This is a genomic window from Homoserinimonas sp. A447 (genome assembly GCF_054489325.1).
This window is the reverse complement of the sequence record NZ_JBTMWW010000001.1, coordinates 641,913-657,621: the sequence shown is the minus strand read 5'-3', so window position 1 is coordinate 657,621 and position 15,709 is coordinate 641,913. Positions and strand designations below refer to the sequence as shown.

Here is a 15,709-nt window from a genome sequence, read left to right as displayed (position 1 = left end):
ACGGCACCCGCTGCCACCCGCCCCTCCGACACTTTTCGCGTTACTTGCTGGTGGCCGGGTTGAAGACCGGCTCGGCGAGGGCCACGCTTTCAAGGTTCCACTTCTTCATGAGCTCGTCATAGCTTCCGTTCGCGAACATGTTCTCGACAGCCTTGAAGAGCACGGGGCCGAGACCGCTGGTCTTCGGGGCGAACATCGCCATGAGGTCGACTCCTGCGCCCTGTTCATCCGTCTGGGTGACGTACTTGAACGTGTCTGGCGTCTTGTCGACGACATCCATGGCGGCGGTCTCGGTCGTCGCGAATGCATCGGCGCGCTCCGACTGCACCGCGAGGATGGTCGAGTTGGTGTCAGCAAGTCCGACGAACACCGCCGGGTCTTCGCCCTCCTCCGCACACCACTTGTTAAGCGCGGCGACCTGGGTCTCTGTGACGGACCCCGCAACGCCGGCGATCTGCAATCCGCAGAGAGCGTCGCTGTCGGGGATCTTCTTGGAGTTGCTCTCGAGGAACACGTACGAGCTGCGCGTCGTCATCCAGACGATCGCGTCGAACTCGGCCTCGCGCTCGGGGGTCGAGCGCACGGGTCCGTTGAACGCGTCATAGCGGCCCGAGAGCATTCCCGAGAGAATCGCCGGCAGGCCGGACGTGACCTCGATCTCGATGTCGACGCCGAGTTCTGCCTCGAGCGCGATCTGGAAGTCGGGGTCTATGCCCGTGACCGTACCGTCGGCGGCGACGGAGCGGTACGGCGGGTGAGTGTCGCCTGCGAATGTCAGAACGCCCTTGTCCTGGATCTCCTGGGGCAGTTCGGAGAAGAGCGGCGCCTCTGCCGCGCTCTCGCTGGTCTTCGGTTCCTCTGCCGAGGGGGCGCTGCAGCCTGCGAGAAGCAGGCCGGCAACGCCGAGCGACAGCATCGCTGTGGTTCTGGTGACGCGCATGATGACTCCTGTGAGTGATGGATGACGCGTCGCCGGCGAATGGAAAACTCGCGAACCGGCGTCATTGACGGAATTGCTGGGTGAGGCAATGCTATACACCAGCGTGACGAGCGTCAACTTGAACGAGCTTTATTAGCACGGCGTGTCGTGGTCACTCACGACACCCCTCGATGAAAGTTCGAAGCGGGTACTGGTAGTACTGGCCCGTGCGGCCGAGGTACTCCGCAGCCGCAAAACGGCCGGACCGCCCGCGTGACTTCGCGTTGGTCCGCACCGCTTTATTCATAGCGGTACGCCAAAGCGGGATTCTCGGCCTTTCGGAAAACGAAGAAGCCCCGCAATCTGAACGATCACGGGGCTTCCGTTGGTGGATCCAAGGGGATTCGAACCCCTGACCCCCTGCATGCCATGCAGGTGCGCTACCGGGCTGCGCCATGGACCCATGCTGCCTCTTGCGGAGCAACCTGTTCAGATTACTACAGAATTCGGATGCCCCGATGCAGTCTGTCCTGCCGAGCTCGCCGACAAACCAGGTGTCAGGACCAGGTCTCGAAGAGCTCGGCCGGCGGATCAGCCCCTAGGCGGTGGGGACCACCAGTCCACCCCAGGTATCCAGGAGGAACTGCTTGGTCTCGTCCGAGTGCAACAACTCGAACAGCTTGGTGACGCGGGGGTCATCCTGCAGTTCAGGCGTGGTCGCCAGAACGTTGAAGTATGGGCTGTCTTCATCCTCGGTGAGGATCGCATCCTCACCGCTCAGTCCGGCGGGGAGAGCGAACGAAATGGTGACGAACGCCGTGTCAACATCCGGTACAGCCTGCGGCAGGGTCGCATTCTCGATTTCGACGAATTCGAAATCGTGGGGGTTAGCGGTGATGTCGGCGAGTGTTGTCGGCTCATCCGTCGTCTCGATCAGGCGCTCCGCGGCGAGGATCTTCAGCGCACGACCCTCATTCGTCGGGTCATTGGGAATGGCGATCTTCGCGCCATCCTCCAGCTCCTCGATCGAGTCGACCTTGTCGCTGTAGAACGCGGCGCTGGGCAGGTACACCTGGCCGAGGCTCACGAGATCGTCGCCCGCAGCCTGGTTGTAGTCGGCCAGGAATGTCTCATTCTGGAACAGGTTCGCATCCACGTCACCTGAGCTCAGTGCGGTGTTCGGGGTGTTGTAGTCGGTGAATGGAACGAATTCAATGGCGAGACCGGCATCCGCTGCCAGGTTAGCGGCGACGAACTTCAGGATGTCACCGGCCGGCGTCTCGAGAGCGCCCACCTTGATGGTCCCCAGGCTGCCGTCCGTCGGCGCGTCGACTTCGGCGGCCGGCGCGCACGCCGCCAGCCCGAATGCGAGGGTTGCGACTGCAGCCACCGTGGTGATCAGTTTTCTCTTGATGTTCATCATTTCCTCTGGTTGCTGATGGTTGTTTGGTGGGTGAGTCTTCTGGCGAAATAGGTCGCGATCGCCTGCAGGATCATCACGATCACGAAGATCACAACAATCACGGCGACCATGTGGATCGTGCTGTACCGCTGGTATCCATATCGAACGGCCACATCGCCCAGGCCACCGCCGGCAACGGTGCCCACCATGGCCGAGAAGTTGATGATCGATGTCACCGTCGTGGCGAGACCGAGCACAATACTGGGAAGCGCCTCCGGTACCAGCACCTTTCGCACGATCTGCCACTTGGTCGCCCCCAGCGAGTCGACGGCCTCAACCAGGCCGTGATCCACCTCCTTGAGCGAGATCTCCACCATCCTGGCGAAGAACGGGATTGCGACGAGCGACAGCGGAACGATGGCGGCCGTTGGGCCGATGAACGTTCCGACGATCAGCCTGGTGAAGGGAATGATGGCGATCATCAGGATGATGAACGGCACACTGCGTCCGAAGTTGACGATGAAGTCCAGCACCCGGTTGATGACCAGGCCAGCGAGCCGGGAACCGAACGGCCGCTCGAACAGCCCACCGCGCTCCGACCCGACCAGAAGGATGCCCAAAGGCAGGCCGACGACGATTGTCACCACCAGCGAGACCCCCACCATGTACAGGGTTTGACCCGTACCGACCAGGAGTACCTGCCACAGCTCCGGCCAGAACGTGGGCGACGACGGGTCGATCATGCGTGCACCTCCCCCACAACATCGACGAGGAGTCCCTGGGACACCAGGTCGTTGATGGCGGGAGCATTCTGCTCGAGACTTCCCGGCAATTGCAGCCGGGTGCGCCCGGCCTGACGGCCCCCAATAGTCTCGACGGCTGCACCGAGGATGCTCACGTCAATACCGTGGTGTCTGGCCAGCTGTGCGATTACAGGCCGATCCGCAGCACCCCCGCTGAAGGTGATCTCGATCACGGTGTCACCGGCGTGTGGCGGAACCGGCCCGAGCGGGAAAAGGTCCCCGGCCAAACGCGAGCCGCGCGTGGAGATCAATTCGACCAGTGATCCCTGCTCGATCACTCGACCACCCTCGAGGAGCGCCGCTGAGTCGCAGATCGCCTTGACGACCTCCATCTCGTGCGTGATCAGCAGCACGGTGAGCCCCAACTCGACGCTGATGTTCTTGACGAGGTCGAGGATGGACCGCGTGGTGTCCGGGTCAAGTGCCGAGGTGGCTTCGTCGGACAGCAGCAGCGACGGCTTACCCGCCAGCGCTCGGGCTATTCCGACGCGCTGTTTCTGGCCGCCGGAAAGCTGTCCGGGGTACACGTTCGACTTCGCGGTCAGCCCGACCAGCTCCAGGATCTCGCTCGCCCGACTGCGGCGGTCGCGGCCGCCGACGCCGATCACCTCCAACGCGAGTTCAACGTTGCCCAGTACCGTGCGACTGGAGAGAAGGTTGAAATGCTGGAAGATCATCCCGATCTTCTGACGAGCGAGCCGCAGCGCATCAGGGGCAACAGCGGTAAGTTCCCGACCGTCGACCGTGACCGTTCCGGAGTCGGGCCTCTCCAACAGGTTCACAGTCCTGATGAGAGTGGACTTGCCCGCACCACTCTGCCCAACGACACCGAAGATCTCGCCCCGTCCGACACTGAGGCTGACATCGTCGAGCGCGTTCACGACGGCATCGCCAGACCCGAAGGTCTTGGTGATGTTGCTGAGCGTGATCATTGTTCCCCGATGTGCGGTGTAAGAAACAGGTCACACGTCGATGGGCAACAAGGTCACAGCTGTCCGTGACACCGTCAATCTTCAGGGCCGCAAACGCTCAGCCAAAACTCTGTTACCGATTGTTAAGTCGCGGTCCCGCGAGCAGCGACCGGCGCAGCGAACGCATCCCGCGGATGGCCGAGCGCACCTCCTGCAGATAATGCATGGCCTCGTAGTCCTGCGCGTACCGACCGAGGTGACCGGTGCGCCGACGGATGCCGACGGTTTCCACCGCGAGTCCGTACTCGATACCCAGCACCTCCACCGCACCCGCGCCCTGGTACGGGACATACACCGGCGCAGTCACCACCAGCACCGACTGCTCCGACGGCCGACGCCGGTGCTCTGCCCAGAACCGGTAGGTATCGACGGTATTCGCCCGGCGCGCTTCCGGGCGCGACGACGGCGCGGCCACCGCGCTGACCCGAAGGCCGAATGCCTCCCACGAGAGGTCACGCCAGGACGCATTCAGGGTGGGTGCCATGAGCTCCTCCACACGCGGCTCCCCCAGCGGCCCGAACGCCCGGTGCAGACCGGCCACCATCGCATCGAACTCGTTGTCCCCGTCGACCTCCAGCCCGGCTGCGACGTCGTGCTCGTCGCCGGCGAACGGACGGAACCCGCCGAGGAACACCACATTGTCGACCCGCAACCCGTCGTCGAGCAGCATCCGCACATAGCGTGGCTTGGCGATCCCGGCACGAACCATGCCACCGGTCATCACCACGGTGTCGTAGTGTTCATGCCGCGGCGGCACCTGAGCCAGCCCCAGCTCCGCAGCGCACTCGAAGATCACGGCGTCACGCTCAGGCGTGAATTCCACCCGCTCCGCCAGGTTGCGCTCCCGCCCGCCGCGAAAATCCCAGTGGGTCGCCGAGAACGTGTCGAGAAAGTCGAGCAGGACATCCGTCGTCATCCCGGCGGTGGAACCTCCGAACTCGGCCACCAGGCGCGCCATCGCGTCGCTGGCAGCCCATCGCTCGACGGCCAGGAGGTTGTTGCGGGCATCATCCGGTCTCCCCGTCCACCGGGGCAGGTCGAGCGGTGCCACAGCGACCGCTAGTCGGCTATTTCGTGAGCCGGCAGGTCGATCGGGATTGCGGGGCAATCCTTCCAGAGCCGCTCGAGCGAGTAGTACATCCGGTCTTCAGCGTGGAACACGTGAACCACCAGGTCACCGAAGTCGAGAAGAATCCACCGGCCTTCCGCCCGGCCTTCGCGGCGCAGGGGCTTGTTGCCCGATTCGATGAGCTTGTCCTCGATTTCACCAGCAATGGCGACGACGTTCCGCTCATTGTTGCCGGTCGCCAGCAGGAAGATGTCGGTCAGCGGCAGCGGTTCCGACACGTCCAGCGCCACAAGGTCCTCCGCCCGCTTCGAATCTGCCGCCAGGGCGGCGATCCTTAAAAGCTCATGGGCGTGCGCGGTAGCAGTCACTGGTTCCTTAGAAGACGGATGATGGAAGAAAGTGTAGGTCGCATGGCTTAGAAGTATCCGAAGATCATTCCCGCCGCAAAGAGCGCGGCAACGCCAACGGCAAGGATACCCGCGGTCACAGCCATCAACATCGGCAGGCGATTGTTCGCGGGCTTCTTGGCGGAGATCACGCCGTGGGTCGACGTGTGAGTGCTGACCGCGCGAATCGCACGAACCGGAGCCGAATCGGCCGGAGCGTAGTCGTGGTCCTCCTGCGCGAACAGGGCGTCAATGTCGGAGTGGTCGAACCTCGACGAGTTCGCCCCGGTCGACGCCAGGCTCATCGGCAGGTCAATCGAACCGGTGACCAGGATCTCCCCGGTGCTGCTGAACGGCCGTGTGATGTCGCCGGCCTGCGGGATCGAGGGGATGACGAGCGCACTGGTGGTGAACGATCCGCTGCTGCTGCCAACCGTCCTGATGAAACTGTCGCCTGCCTGGAACTCGGAGCCGACGTTGTCCTGAGCGGCGCGTACGTCCGGTGAGGTGAAGATCAGCGGCGCAGAATCGATTCCGCGGCTGGAAGCCAACGAGACTGGAGCAGCTGGCTGTGGTGCAACCGGTGCACGGTTGGCCGGCGCCGATCCGGAGGCGTCAGTGAAGACGATCGGTTCGGGCGAAACCTGGCCCGGTAGGCCCTCTGGCGCAGCCACACGCATCGGTATTGGCGGAGCCAGCCGGATAACCGGCGGCATCGCCGGCTGGGGCATTGCCGGCTGGGGCATTGCCTGCCGGGGTGCAGATGGAGCGGCAGGTGCAGGGGCCGGCGGCAGCGGCGCGGACTGCAACGGCACTGAAGGCGATTGCGCCGGGGGCACGGAAACCGGTGGGGCGACTGGTGGGGCTGCGGATGCCGGCGGGACGATGAGTGCTGGCGCAGGCGGTGCGGCGGCAGCCGGCGCCTGAGGAATCTCGGGAATCTCGGGAGCGTCATCCGCCTGGGGACGGATGCCCTGGCTGACTTCGAGTTCCCTGAGTTGGCGGCGGGTCATCGGACGCGGGGGTGCGGCGAACTCCGAGGGAACACTGTTGACGACCGCAGGTGGCGGGGTCGGCTGTATCGGCACGCCCTGGGTGTAGTAGTCGAGGCGCCCGTCATTATCCGAAGACGGAGGGCTCCAGCTGGGAACATCACGCGTCGGCCCCGAACGCGGCGTCGTCGGAACGCTGCCACGCGGCGTCGCGAAATCGCCGCGGGCCTCAGGGCGGAAATCGCGCACCCTGAATTCGGTGTGGCGAGCATCGGGATGTGCCGGTGAGTCGACAGGGAACCGCTGCGCGGCCCTGACGTCGGCTGCCCTGTCGTCGGCTGCCCTGTCGTTGGTTGCCCTGTCGCCGGCTCCCGCATCCACCGCTCGACGACTACGTCGGCTGTAAGCGGATGCGAGTTCCTGCGCAGCATTTTCCGGTTTCCCGGTGAAGTCTGAACGTTCGGATCGACGGAACGCCTCGCCGGAGAGTGAGTTCTGGCCGGCTGTCTGATCCGATGCTGAGTTCTGGTCGGAATCCTTGGGAGCGCGCTCGAACTCTGCGGCGGGTTGTTCCCGCTCGTTCATCCGAGCCTGCCGCCTGGTTCGAGGCGGCAAGTCTTGCCACGCTGTCATATCAGACTCCGATAGAGGTGGTGTTTGGCGATGTATTGGACAACACCGTCGGGAACCAAATACCAAACCGGGAACCCCCGGCCGACCCGGCTGCGACAATCTGTTGACGAGATAGCCAAAGCAGGCACTTCCAACAAGCTTACGTCCCCGGCGGGCAATCCGGAAATGGTCAGCGGATGCCCCGGACGGGTGACCGCGACGAAATGTGCCAGCTCCCACAGCTCCGAAACGTCCCGCCAATCAAGGATTTGCGCGATAGCGTCGGCCCCGGTGATGAAGAACAGCTCGGCGCCGGGGCGCTCCCTGTGAATATCCCGAAGAGTGTCGATCGTGTAGGTTTCGCGGTCGCGATCCAGATCCACTCGGCTCACCGTGAACGACGGGTTGGATGCTGTCGCGATCACCGTCATCAGGTACCGGTGCTCACCTTCGGAGGCGTCGGGCTTGCCTGCCGGAATTCCGGTGGGCACGAAGATGACCTCATCCAGATCGAAATTCCGAGCCACCTCACTGGCGGCCACCAGGTGGCCGTTGTGAATCGGGTCGAACGTGCCGCCCATAACGCCGATTCGTTGGCGCCCCGGCACCCGTTCGCTGGCGCTCATGCCTGCCTAGTGAGCTCCGTGCGTTGGATCCTTGTCGGTGACCGGGCCACGGTGGTCATGCCGATTCGATACATCCCGGAAGCTCCAGACGACGACGCCCAGGAGCAGGAAGGCGGCACCGGCGATCACGGCGAACCAGATCGGGTCCATGACCATCGGGGCGAGCTCATGCCCCTCGGCAGCAGCAAAGGCAAGCAACGACATATGTTCTCCGTTTCACGCTGCTCGGGAGCACCGAGCGCAGGTTCACTAATCTATCGTGGAAGGGTCGTCCTGGCTGGTATCGCTCTCGCGTGTATCCGAAGAGCGGTCGACCGCGAAACCTTCATCGTCGTGCCAGATTCCGGCCTCCCGCTCACGAATGAGCTCTGCGCGGGCAGCAGCCTTGGCATCCATGCGCTCGAAGTAGGCTTCGCGCCGCGCGTTGCGCGTCGGTCGCTCATTCGGCGCCAGGCGCGCATCCGTACCGCGAGGACTGGTCATGAGCTCGGCTGTCGATGTCAGCGTCGGCTCCCAGTCGAACACGTTGGTTCCGATCACGACAGTCGAGCCCGCAACGGCCCCGGCCTTGAAGAGCTTGTCTTCGACGCCCAGCTTGGCGAGCCGATCGGCCAGGTAGCCGATTGCCTCTTCGTTGGTGAAGTCACACTGGGCGACCCAGCGCTCCGGCTTCGCGCCGACGACCCGGTAGACGTTGCCGAACGACCCGCCCTCGACCACGATCTGGAAGCCGGCATCATCGACAGCGCGCGGACGCAACACAATACGTTCCGGTGGCGGGGTGGCAGCCAATTGAACCCGGTGCTCCTCCACCAGCGCGGCCAGGGCGTAGGTCAACTCGCGAAGGCCATCGCGGCTGACTGCTGAAATGTCGAATACCCGATACCCGCGGGCCTCAAGTTCCGGACGAACCAGCTGGGCGAGTTCGCGCGCATCCGGCAGGTCCAGCTTGTTCAGGGCGATCAGCTGCGGACGCTCCAACAGCGGCAATTGCCCATCGGGAACAGGGTAGGCAGCCAGTTCGCCCAGGATGACGTCAAGGTCGCTCAGCGGGTCGCGCCCTGGGTCGAGTGTGCCGCAGTCGAGTACGTGCACCAGCGCGGTACACCGCTCAACGTGGCGCAGGAACTCCAGCCCAAGGCCCTTGCCTTCACTGGCACCCTCGATGAGGCCGGGGACGTCTGCCACCGTGAACCGGGTATCCCCCGCCTGCACGACACCGAGGTTCGGGTGAAGTGTGGTGAACGGGTAGTCGGCGATCTTCGGCTTTGCCGCCGAGATGGCTGCCACCAGACTGGACTTTCCGGCGGATGGGAAGCCGACCAATGCGACATCCGCCACCACTTTCAGTTCAAGCTGGATGTCGCCCTCCCAGCCGGGAGTGCCGAGCAGGGCGAAGCCGGGTGCCTTGCGCTTGGTGTTGGCCAGTGCCGCGTTGCCGAGGCCGCCCTGCCCGCCGGGCGCGACAACAGCGCGCATCCCGGGCTCGTTCAGGTCGATCAGGTCGTTGCCGTCCGAGTCCTTCACCAGCGTGCCGACCGGCACCGTCAGTTCGAGGTCGGCCCCGCTGACTCCGCTCTTGTGGTCGCCCATGCCGGGCTGTCCGTGATCGGAGTTGCGGTGCGGACCGCGGTGAAAGCCGAGCAGAGTGGTCACCTGCGGGTCGCTGACCAGCACGATGTCGCCGCCGTTGCCGCCGTTGCCGCCGTCCGGGCCTGCGAGGGGCTTGAACTTCTCCCGCTTGACCGAGACGCAGCCGTTGCCACCGTGGCCGGAGCGCAGGTGCAGGGTCACATGGTCCACGAAGGTTGCCATAGCCGTGATCCTTTCTGGGAGAAGCCGCGAATTGCGGTTGAAACACGTAAGGGCGAGCCGAAGCTCGCCCGAACGTTGAAGTGCTTGTGTGAAGCGGTTGAAGCCCTAGGAAGCTGCAGCCACGATGTTGACGACCTTGCGGCCGCCCTTGGCACCGAACTGGACAGCACCGGCCTCGAGGGCGAACAGCGTGTCGTCGCCGCCACGGCCGACGTTCACCCCGGGGTGGAAGTGGGTGCCACGCTGGCGGACGATGATCTCCCCCGCGCTGACAACCTGGCCGCCGAAGCGCTTCACGCCGAGGCGCTGCGCGTTGGAGTCGCGACCGTTACGTGTGGACGATGCGCCCTTTTTGTGTGCCATTGTTCAGCCCCTAATGCTTTCGAAGTCTTTGGTTGTTACTTGATGCTGGTGATCTTGACGCGGGTGAGCTCTGAGCGGTGGCCCATGCGACGCTTGTACCCGGTCTTGTTCTTGTAGTTCTGGATGACGATCTTCGGTCCGCGAAGGTCGGAGAGAACTTCAGCGGTGACCTTGATCTTCGCGAGGGCCTTGGCCTCATGCGTGATCTTGTCGCCGTCAACGTGCAGCACGGGTGCCAGCTCGATGTTGCCGTTCTCGTCTGCTGCGATGCGGTCGAGTACGACGATGGTGCCGACCTCCACCTTTTCTTGCCGGCCGCCGGCGCGCACAACTGCGTAAACCACTTGGAACCCTAACTATTGAATAACCGAATCACGCGAAAATTTGCGGTGCTGAAAGCGGGCTTAGCCCAGCCACACCAAGGGTCAATACTACTCGATGTTTTGCGACTCGGTCAAACGCTGGTCGTGTCGGCGGAAACCGCGTGTGGCGACGGATGCCTGGCAGGCCAGATCCAGAGGAGAACGCACCCCAGGACCACCATCGCCAGATGGAGTGTGAACGCACCGATGCCAGCCTGAACGCCGAACATCAGGCTCTGTCCAAGCCTCTCGTGCGGGAGGGCCGGGAAGGCATGGCCGAACCAGGGACCCACCCCCTGGAGTGCCCAGACGGCATCCCAGGCAACGCGCACGACCAGCGCCAGGACTGCGCCGATTCCGGACGCAACCAACGCTCGCACCACGACGCGAGACAGGCTGAGCCCCGCCGAGATCGGCGCCACCAGCCACAGACTGGCGAAGACTCCCAGCGCGAACGGCAGGTGGTAACTGAAGATGCCGGTGATTGCGCCGCTCCAGATCGACTCCCAATACATCGGTGGAGTGGAGTTCAGGCCGATCCCGATCAGCGTGGAGGATGCTGCACCCACCAATTGCTGAACGGCGGCGAACACCAGGACACCTCCGGCAACGACCAGGGCCGCAAGCCCGCCCCTTCCATGCCACAGGGTTGTGGGTTTCCGCGTTTCCACCTTGTCTAGACTCCCATCATGACGGTGTTGATCGACCAGCCGATGTGGCCGGCCCACGACAGGCTCTGGTCACATCTGGTCAGCGACAGTTCACTTGAAGAATTGCACGCATTCGCCGAGAAAGCGAGACTGCCTCGCCGTTCATTCGATCTCGACCACTATGACGTGCCTCAGGAACGCTACGACGCCCTGGTGAACGCCGGCGCCGAGCCGGTCAGCAACCGCGACCTGGTGCGGAGGCTGCAGGCAAGCGGTTTGCGGGTGACCCAACGCGAGCGTCGGGCTGAGGGGTCGAACGGCTGAGGGGTCGAACGGCTGAGGGGCCGCTCATCGGGCAGCCCCTCACCGCTACTTCTTGGCCGCGTTCTCCTCGGCGGTGACGATACCTGCGCTGGATGCCCGGCGCGAGACGCGCCCACGGCCCTGACCGGGCTGCTTGGGTTCCGGCAGTGCCTCGAGCACCGAGCCGAGGATGTCTTCGGCGTCCTTGGTGCTGATGCGACGTTCGACACGCGGCGACTTCTTCACTGGGATGTCGAGGATCTCGACAACAGCCTCAGCTGCGGCGACCTTCTCCTCCGCAGATGCCGAGGCAGCGCCTGAATCCTCTCCGCCGGCTGAGCCGGCAGGTTCGGAAGCCTGCTTGCCTCGTCCACGCCCGCCGGAGACGACACCGGTCCTGATCGGTTCCGCCGCCTTACGGACGTCTGCCGCGACATCCGTCGCCGTATCCTCCTGAGCTGACTGGGCCGTTGCGTTCACGGTGGGAATCGAGCCCGTCTCGGTGGGAACGATGGTGCTGGCGGCGATCTTCGCGAGGGCGTTCTTCACGTCCTCGGTGATCGCGTGCGTGCCTGCGTTCGGCTTGCTCGTCTCCGAACCGTTGGAGCCGTTGCCACGTGAGCTGTTGTCGCCCCCATTGCCGCCGCGGTTGCCGCGACCGCGACGCGGCTCCGGCTGTGCCGACTGGCGGTGCCTGGTCACTGGATCGTGGTGGATGATGATGCCCCGACCCGCACAGGTCTCGCACGGCTCGCTGAACGACTCGATGAGCCCCAGCCCCAGCTTCTTGCGAGTCATCTGCACCAGGCCGAGCGAGGTGACCTCGGCCACCTGGTGCTTGGTACGGTCGCGTCCCAGGCATTCGACCAGGCGTCGCAACACCAGGTCGCGGTTGGACTCCAGCACCATGTCGATGAAGTCGACAACGATGATGCCGCCGATATCGCGCAGCCTCAGCTGGCGGACGATCTCTTCCGCGGCTTCCAGGTTGTTCTTGGTGACCGTCTCTTCCAGGTTGCCGCCCGAGCCGACGAACTTGCCGGTGTTGACGTCAACGACGGTCATCGCCTCGGTGCGGTCGATGACCAGCGAACCACCCGAAGGCAGCCAGACCTTGCGGTCAAGGGCCTTCTCGATCTGCTCGCTGACCCGGTACTTGTCGAACGAATCAGCAGAGTCCTCGTAGGTCTCGACACGATCGATCAGGTCGGGAGCCACCTGGGCGAGGTAGGTGTTGATGGTCTTCGCAGCATCCTCGCCGTCGATGACCAGCTTGTGGAAGTCCTCGTTGAAGACGTCGCGGATGATCTTGATCAACAGGTCCGGCTCGCTGTGAAGCAGGGCGGGTGCCGGCGAGTTCTCCAGCGTCTTGCTGAGCGCCGCCCACTGCGAAGTGAGGCGATTGACGTCGAGGGTCAACTGCTCCTCGGTTGCACCTTCAGCAGCGGTGCGCACGATGACACCGACGTTCTCAGGGAGGACCTCCTTGAGGATCTTCTTGAGACGGGCACGCTCGGTGTCCGGGAGCTTGCGGCTGATGCCGTTCATGGAGCCGTTCGGCACGTAGACCAGGTAGCGACCGGGCAGGGACACCTGGCTGGTCAGCCGGGCACCCTTGTGCCCGATCGGGTCCTTGGTCACCTGTACCAGGACCTTGTCTCCCGGCTTCAGTGCGAGCTCGATACGGCGGGCCTGCTGGCCTTTACCCTCACCGGAGGCGTTCTCCGCTGCGGCTTCCCAGTCGACCTCACCGGAGTACAGGACGGCATTGCGACCGCGTCCGATGTCGACGAATGCCGCCTCCATGCTGGGGAGCACGTTCTGCACGCGACCGAGGTAGACGTTGCCGATGAGCGACGCTTCCTGCGACTGGGCGACGTAATGCTCGACGAGCACGCCGTCCTCCAGCACACCGATCTGGATACGGTTCTGCTTCTGGCGCACCACCATGACGCGGTCGACGCTTTCGCGACGGGCCAGGAACTCTGCCTCGGTAATGACCGGCCTACGACGACCGGCGTCCCTGCCGTCACGCCGACGCTGCTTCTTCGCCTCAAGGCGAGTGGATCCGCGGACCTTCTGGGGCTCATTGCTGGGCTCAGGGTGCTGGCGCGGCTGACGCACCTTGACCACGGTGTTGGCCGGCGCTGCCTCGTCGTTGTGGTTCTCTTCACCGGAACGCCGACGCGAACGACGGCGCACCGTCGGGGATTCGTCGTCGGGCTCGTGGTCGTCACCGCGACCGGAGTGGGACGGCACCATGGTGGGCAGGTCGGGCGCCTGGAACAGGAGCGACGTCGTCGGACGGGCAACCGGAGCGGATGCGCTCTCAGGCTCCTGAGCCGGCTTCTTGCGGCTGCGGGCGGGAGCCTTGGCCGGGCTGTCACTCGCCGCTGCTTCGGGCGCTGCGGCCCGTTTCGTGGCGGGCTTTTCAGTGGGCTCCGCTGGCTCCTGAACCTTCCTGGCCGGCTCTGGCACGATCGCCGGTGTCTCGGACGCCTTGTTCTTGCGACCACCGAAGAGCCGGGTGCGCTTGCGCGGCTTGTCGCTGGAGTCGTCGCTGTTCGGGTTGTCCTTGCTCGGATTGTCGTTAGTTGTCTCCACCATTACTGGTGCACTCCTCGCCCGGAGCGGGTAACCGCGCTACCCCACCGGGTACTCTCGTGCGGAGGCTGCCTGAGCAAGCCCCCCGCTAATTCTTCACGTTGTGAGAGCGGCACAATCCTTTACCCACCGGCCTGTTCGGCCTGGTGAAGGTTGCAGCCCTGCTCTCAGTCGTCTGTGGACAAAAATCTTCGAAACTTGCTATTCGACACGATCTCAATTCAGGCACGGTGTGCCGATTCGTCGTGGCCCGGTTTGGTGCCCGGAAAGCCTTCTTTGGCGTCACTGCGGGCGCGGCCCACGTGACTACCTCAAATTATCGCATGCATTCGCCGGAGAACCGCATTTGACGCGTGCAATAATCCGAGCATGTCCCAGGGAACAAGCCAGCGTGCAAACCTGGCGCGGTTTGTCGGTGTGACCGTCACGCTGGTCGTACTGGGAGCGCTGGGTGCGCTGGTCGGCTTTCTGCAGACGGTTCGGGACTACGCGACACTGCCCACAACTGACGAGTTTTCGCCCGTCCTGGGTGCTCCCATCGGCGTGTTCACCCTCTCCTTCGGCGTGGTGACCCTCGTGCTGGCGACGGCCATCCTGGCACGCGGACGCTCACCTCGGACCCAGGCGGTCCGACGGGACACTTCGCTCGGTTTGTGGCTGCTCGTGCTCGGTGCGATCGGGTGGTACGCCGCGTTCGCGCTGGCTGCGGACAAGGTGCAACTTCTCCTGGAGCCGAGCGCGGATCTGAGCTGCAACGTCAGCCTGCTGGTGCAGTGCGGCACGAACCTCGATTCCTGGCAGGGTTCCGTGTTCGGGTTCCCGAACCCGTTGCTCGGTATTGCCAGCTGGGCTGCCGTCTTCACCGTCGGATGCCTCCTGCTCGCCGGCATCCGCCTGGCTCGGTGGTTCTGGATCGCCTTCACCGCCGGCGTTGTCTGCACCATGGTTTTCGTGGTGTGGTTCATCGGCCAGAGCGTTTTCGTGTTGGGCACGCTCTGCCCATGGTGCATGGCCACCTGGGCGGTCACGATTCCGCTGTTCTGGGCGGTCACCTTGCGCGGCGCCAGGGACGGGCATTTCGGAACCGCGGCCAAGCGCGTCATCGGGCGCGCCTACGGCTGGGTTCCGTTGATCACCGTCGCAAGCTACCTGGCCGTCGCGGTCATCGCGCAGTTGCGACTGGACGTGCTGTCGTACCTGTGACGCCGACCGGCCAGGCGATCAGCGGAAGCCCTCCTGCTGGGTCTGCTCGTCGGCCACCCGAACTCCGTAGTGGAAAACCAGCTTGCCGCCGAGCCAGCCCGACATGCCCAGCACGGCAAGGCCGATGATGCTGAGCACCACACCCAGCACGTTCACCTCATCGTGCTCCGCTCCAGCGCGCACGAAATAGTTGATGATGAACAGCCCGACCACGCCGAGGTTGAGCGACATGTGCGTGACCGCCGTCGCCTTGGCCTTGGTGCCGGCCGCGATCATCAGGAAGTCCAGGAACCCGAAGATCGCCGCGAGAAGCGCACCGATGATGCCGATGGCGATCAGCGCCTGTGCCCCGGTGACGAAGACGGTCGGATCGTCGCTGACGCCGCCCAGGATGTCGAAAATGATGCTGGCCACCCACGTTCCGATCGGAATGGTGACGAGAATCGGGTGGAACGGATGCCCGTACGGGCCGGCCAGCGGGGTGCGCGGGTGTTTGGCCGCCTGAAGCGGTGTGTGCTTGTCCACAATGCCTCCGAGTTCATCGGTCGGCCCGACGGATGCGACGGGGCCGCTCTCATGGGCAACATAGTCCGCTCGCCGGGTTCCGGCCACGGTGGGCGGCTCTCTGG

At 64.3% G+C, this 15,709-nt stretch carries 17 protein-coding genes and 1 tRNA gene; 2 read left to right on the top strand and 16 right to left on the bottom strand.

Annotated elements, in window-relative coordinates; translation table 11 throughout:
* Positions 1 to 40: 40 nt before the first annotated feature.
* From ACX3O0_RS03235 to ACX3O0_RS03170, 14 genes are all read right to left on the bottom strand, one after another.
* Positions 41 to 940: a transporter substrate-binding domain-containing protein gene (locus ACX3O0_RS03235; RefSeq protein ID WP_459106782.1), complete on the bottom strand. Its 900-nt coding sequence runs from the start codon at positions 938 to 940 to the stop codon at positions 41 to 43.
* Between the two features lie 365 nt (positions 941 to 1,305).
* Positions 1,306 to 1,382 (bottom strand) — tRNA-Ala (locus ACX3O0_RS03230).
* Between the two features lie 135 nt (positions 1,383 to 1,517).
* A complete protein-coding gene (locus ACX3O0_RS03225) occupies positions 1,518 to 2,339 on the bottom strand; it encodes a MetQ/NlpA family ABC transporter substrate-binding protein (protein ID WP_459106781.1) in 822 nt (273 codons plus the stop codon).
* Positions 2,339 to 3,064 carry a methionine ABC transporter permease gene (locus tag ACX3O0_RS03220; protein WP_459106780.1) on the bottom strand — a complete coding sequence of 242 codons (726 nt, stop codon included), beginning with the start codon at positions 3,062 to 3,064 and terminating at the stop codon, positions 2,339 to 2,341. Before ACX3O0_RS03220 ends, ACX3O0_RS03225 begins: the two co-directional genes overlap by 1 nt.
* Positions 3,061 to 4,056, bottom strand: coding sequence for a methionine ABC transporter ATP-binding protein (locus tag ACX3O0_RS03215; protein WP_459106779.1), 996 nt, complete (start codon positions 4,054 to 4,056; stop codon positions 3,061 to 3,063). Before ACX3O0_RS03215 ends, ACX3O0_RS03220 begins: the two co-directional genes overlap by 4 nt.
* 112 nt (positions 4,057 to 4,168) lie before the next feature.
* Positions 4,169 to 5,146, bottom strand: a complete 978-nt coding sequence (locus ACX3O0_RS03210; protein WP_459106778.1) for a hypothetical protein — start codon at positions 5,144 to 5,146, stop codon at positions 4,169 to 4,171.
* A gap of 8 nt (positions 5,147 to 5,154) precedes the next feature.
* The gene (gene rsfS, locus ACX3O0_RS03205; RefSeq protein ID WP_459090956.1) at positions 5,155 to 5,532 is read right to left on the bottom strand and encodes a ribosome silencing factor; all 378 of its coding nucleotides are present in this window, start codon (positions 5,530 to 5,532) and stop codon (positions 5,155 to 5,157) included.
* Positions 5,533 to 5,579: 47 nt separating this feature from the next.
* Entirely contained in the window at positions 5,580 to 7,175 is a 1,596-nt protein-coding gene (locus ACX3O0_RS03200; RefSeq protein ID WP_459106777.1) for a hypothetical protein, read from the bottom strand.
* Entirely contained in the window at positions 7,172 to 7,780 is a 609-nt protein-coding gene (gene nadD / locus ACX3O0_RS03195; protein WP_459090952.1) for a nicotinate-nucleotide adenylyltransferase, read from the bottom strand. Before nadD ends, ACX3O0_RS03200 begins: the two co-directional genes overlap by 4 nt.
* Positions 7,781 to 7,786: 6 nt before the next feature.
* Positions 7,787 to 7,984 (bottom strand): hypothetical protein, encoded by a 198-nt coding sequence (locus ACX3O0_RS03190; RefSeq protein WP_459106776.1) that lies wholly within the window; start codon positions 7,982 to 7,984, stop codon positions 7,787 to 7,789.
* A 45-nt stretch (positions 7,985 to 8,029) separates the two neighbouring features.
* A complete protein-coding gene (gene obgE / locus ACX3O0_RS03185) occupies positions 8,030 to 9,595 on the bottom strand; it encodes a GTPase ObgE (RefSeq protein WP_459106775.1) in 1,566 nt (521 codons plus the stop codon).
* Between the two features lie 105 nt (positions 9,596 to 9,700).
* Positions 9,701 to 9,958 carry a 50S ribosomal protein L27 gene (gene rpmA, locus ACX3O0_RS03180; RefSeq protein ID WP_459090946.1) on the bottom strand — a complete coding sequence of 86 codons (258 nt, stop codon included), beginning with the start codon at positions 9,956 to 9,958 and terminating at the stop codon, positions 9,701 to 9,703.
* Between the two features lie 35 nt (positions 9,959 to 9,993).
* Complete coding sequence (gene rplU / locus ACX3O0_RS03175) at positions 9,994 to 10,302, bottom strand: 50S ribosomal protein L21 (RefSeq protein ID WP_459090944.1); 309 nt, start codon at positions 10,300 to 10,302, stop codon at positions 9,994 to 9,996.
* A gap of 110 nt (positions 10,303 to 10,412) precedes the next feature.
* Complete coding sequence (locus ACX3O0_RS03170; RefSeq protein WP_459106774.1) at positions 10,413 to 10,991, bottom strand: hypothetical protein; 579 nt, start codon at positions 10,989 to 10,991, stop codon at positions 10,413 to 10,415.
* An 18-nt stretch (positions 10,992 to 11,009) separates the two neighbouring features.
* Here ACX3O0_RS03170 and ACX3O0_RS03165 point away from each other — a divergent pair, with 18 nt between their 5' ends.
* The gene (locus ACX3O0_RS03165) at positions 11,010 to 11,294 is read left to right on the top strand and encodes a DUF4031 domain-containing protein (protein ID WP_459106773.1); all 285 of its coding nucleotides are present in this window, start codon (positions 11,010 to 11,012) and stop codon (positions 11,292 to 11,294) included.
* A 45-nt stretch (positions 11,295 to 11,339) separates the two neighbouring features.
* On the opposite strand, the gene ACX3O0_RS03160 is transcribed toward ACX3O0_RS03165, so the two are convergent.
* On the bottom strand, positions 11,340 to 13,880 hold the full coding sequence (locus tag ACX3O0_RS03160) for an Rne/Rng family ribonuclease (protein ID WP_459106772.1): 2,541 nt from the start codon (positions 13,878 to 13,880) through the stop codon (positions 11,340 to 11,342).
* A gap of 366 nt (positions 13,881 to 14,246) precedes the next feature.
* Here ACX3O0_RS03160 and ACX3O0_RS03155 point away from each other — a divergent pair, with 366 nt between their 5' ends.
* A complete protein-coding gene (locus tag ACX3O0_RS03155; protein WP_459106771.1) occupies positions 14,247 to 15,080 on the top strand; it encodes a vitamin K epoxide reductase family protein in 834 nt (277 codons plus the stop codon).
* 18 nt (positions 15,081 to 15,098) lie between these two features.
* On the opposite strand, the gene ACX3O0_RS03150 is transcribed toward ACX3O0_RS03155, so the two are convergent.
* Positions 15,099 to 15,692 (bottom strand): DUF2231 domain-containing protein, encoded by a 594-nt coding sequence (locus ACX3O0_RS03150; RefSeq protein WP_459090934.1) that lies wholly within the window; start codon positions 15,690 to 15,692, stop codon positions 15,099 to 15,101.
* Positions 15,693 to 15,709: the final 17 nt, after the last annotated feature.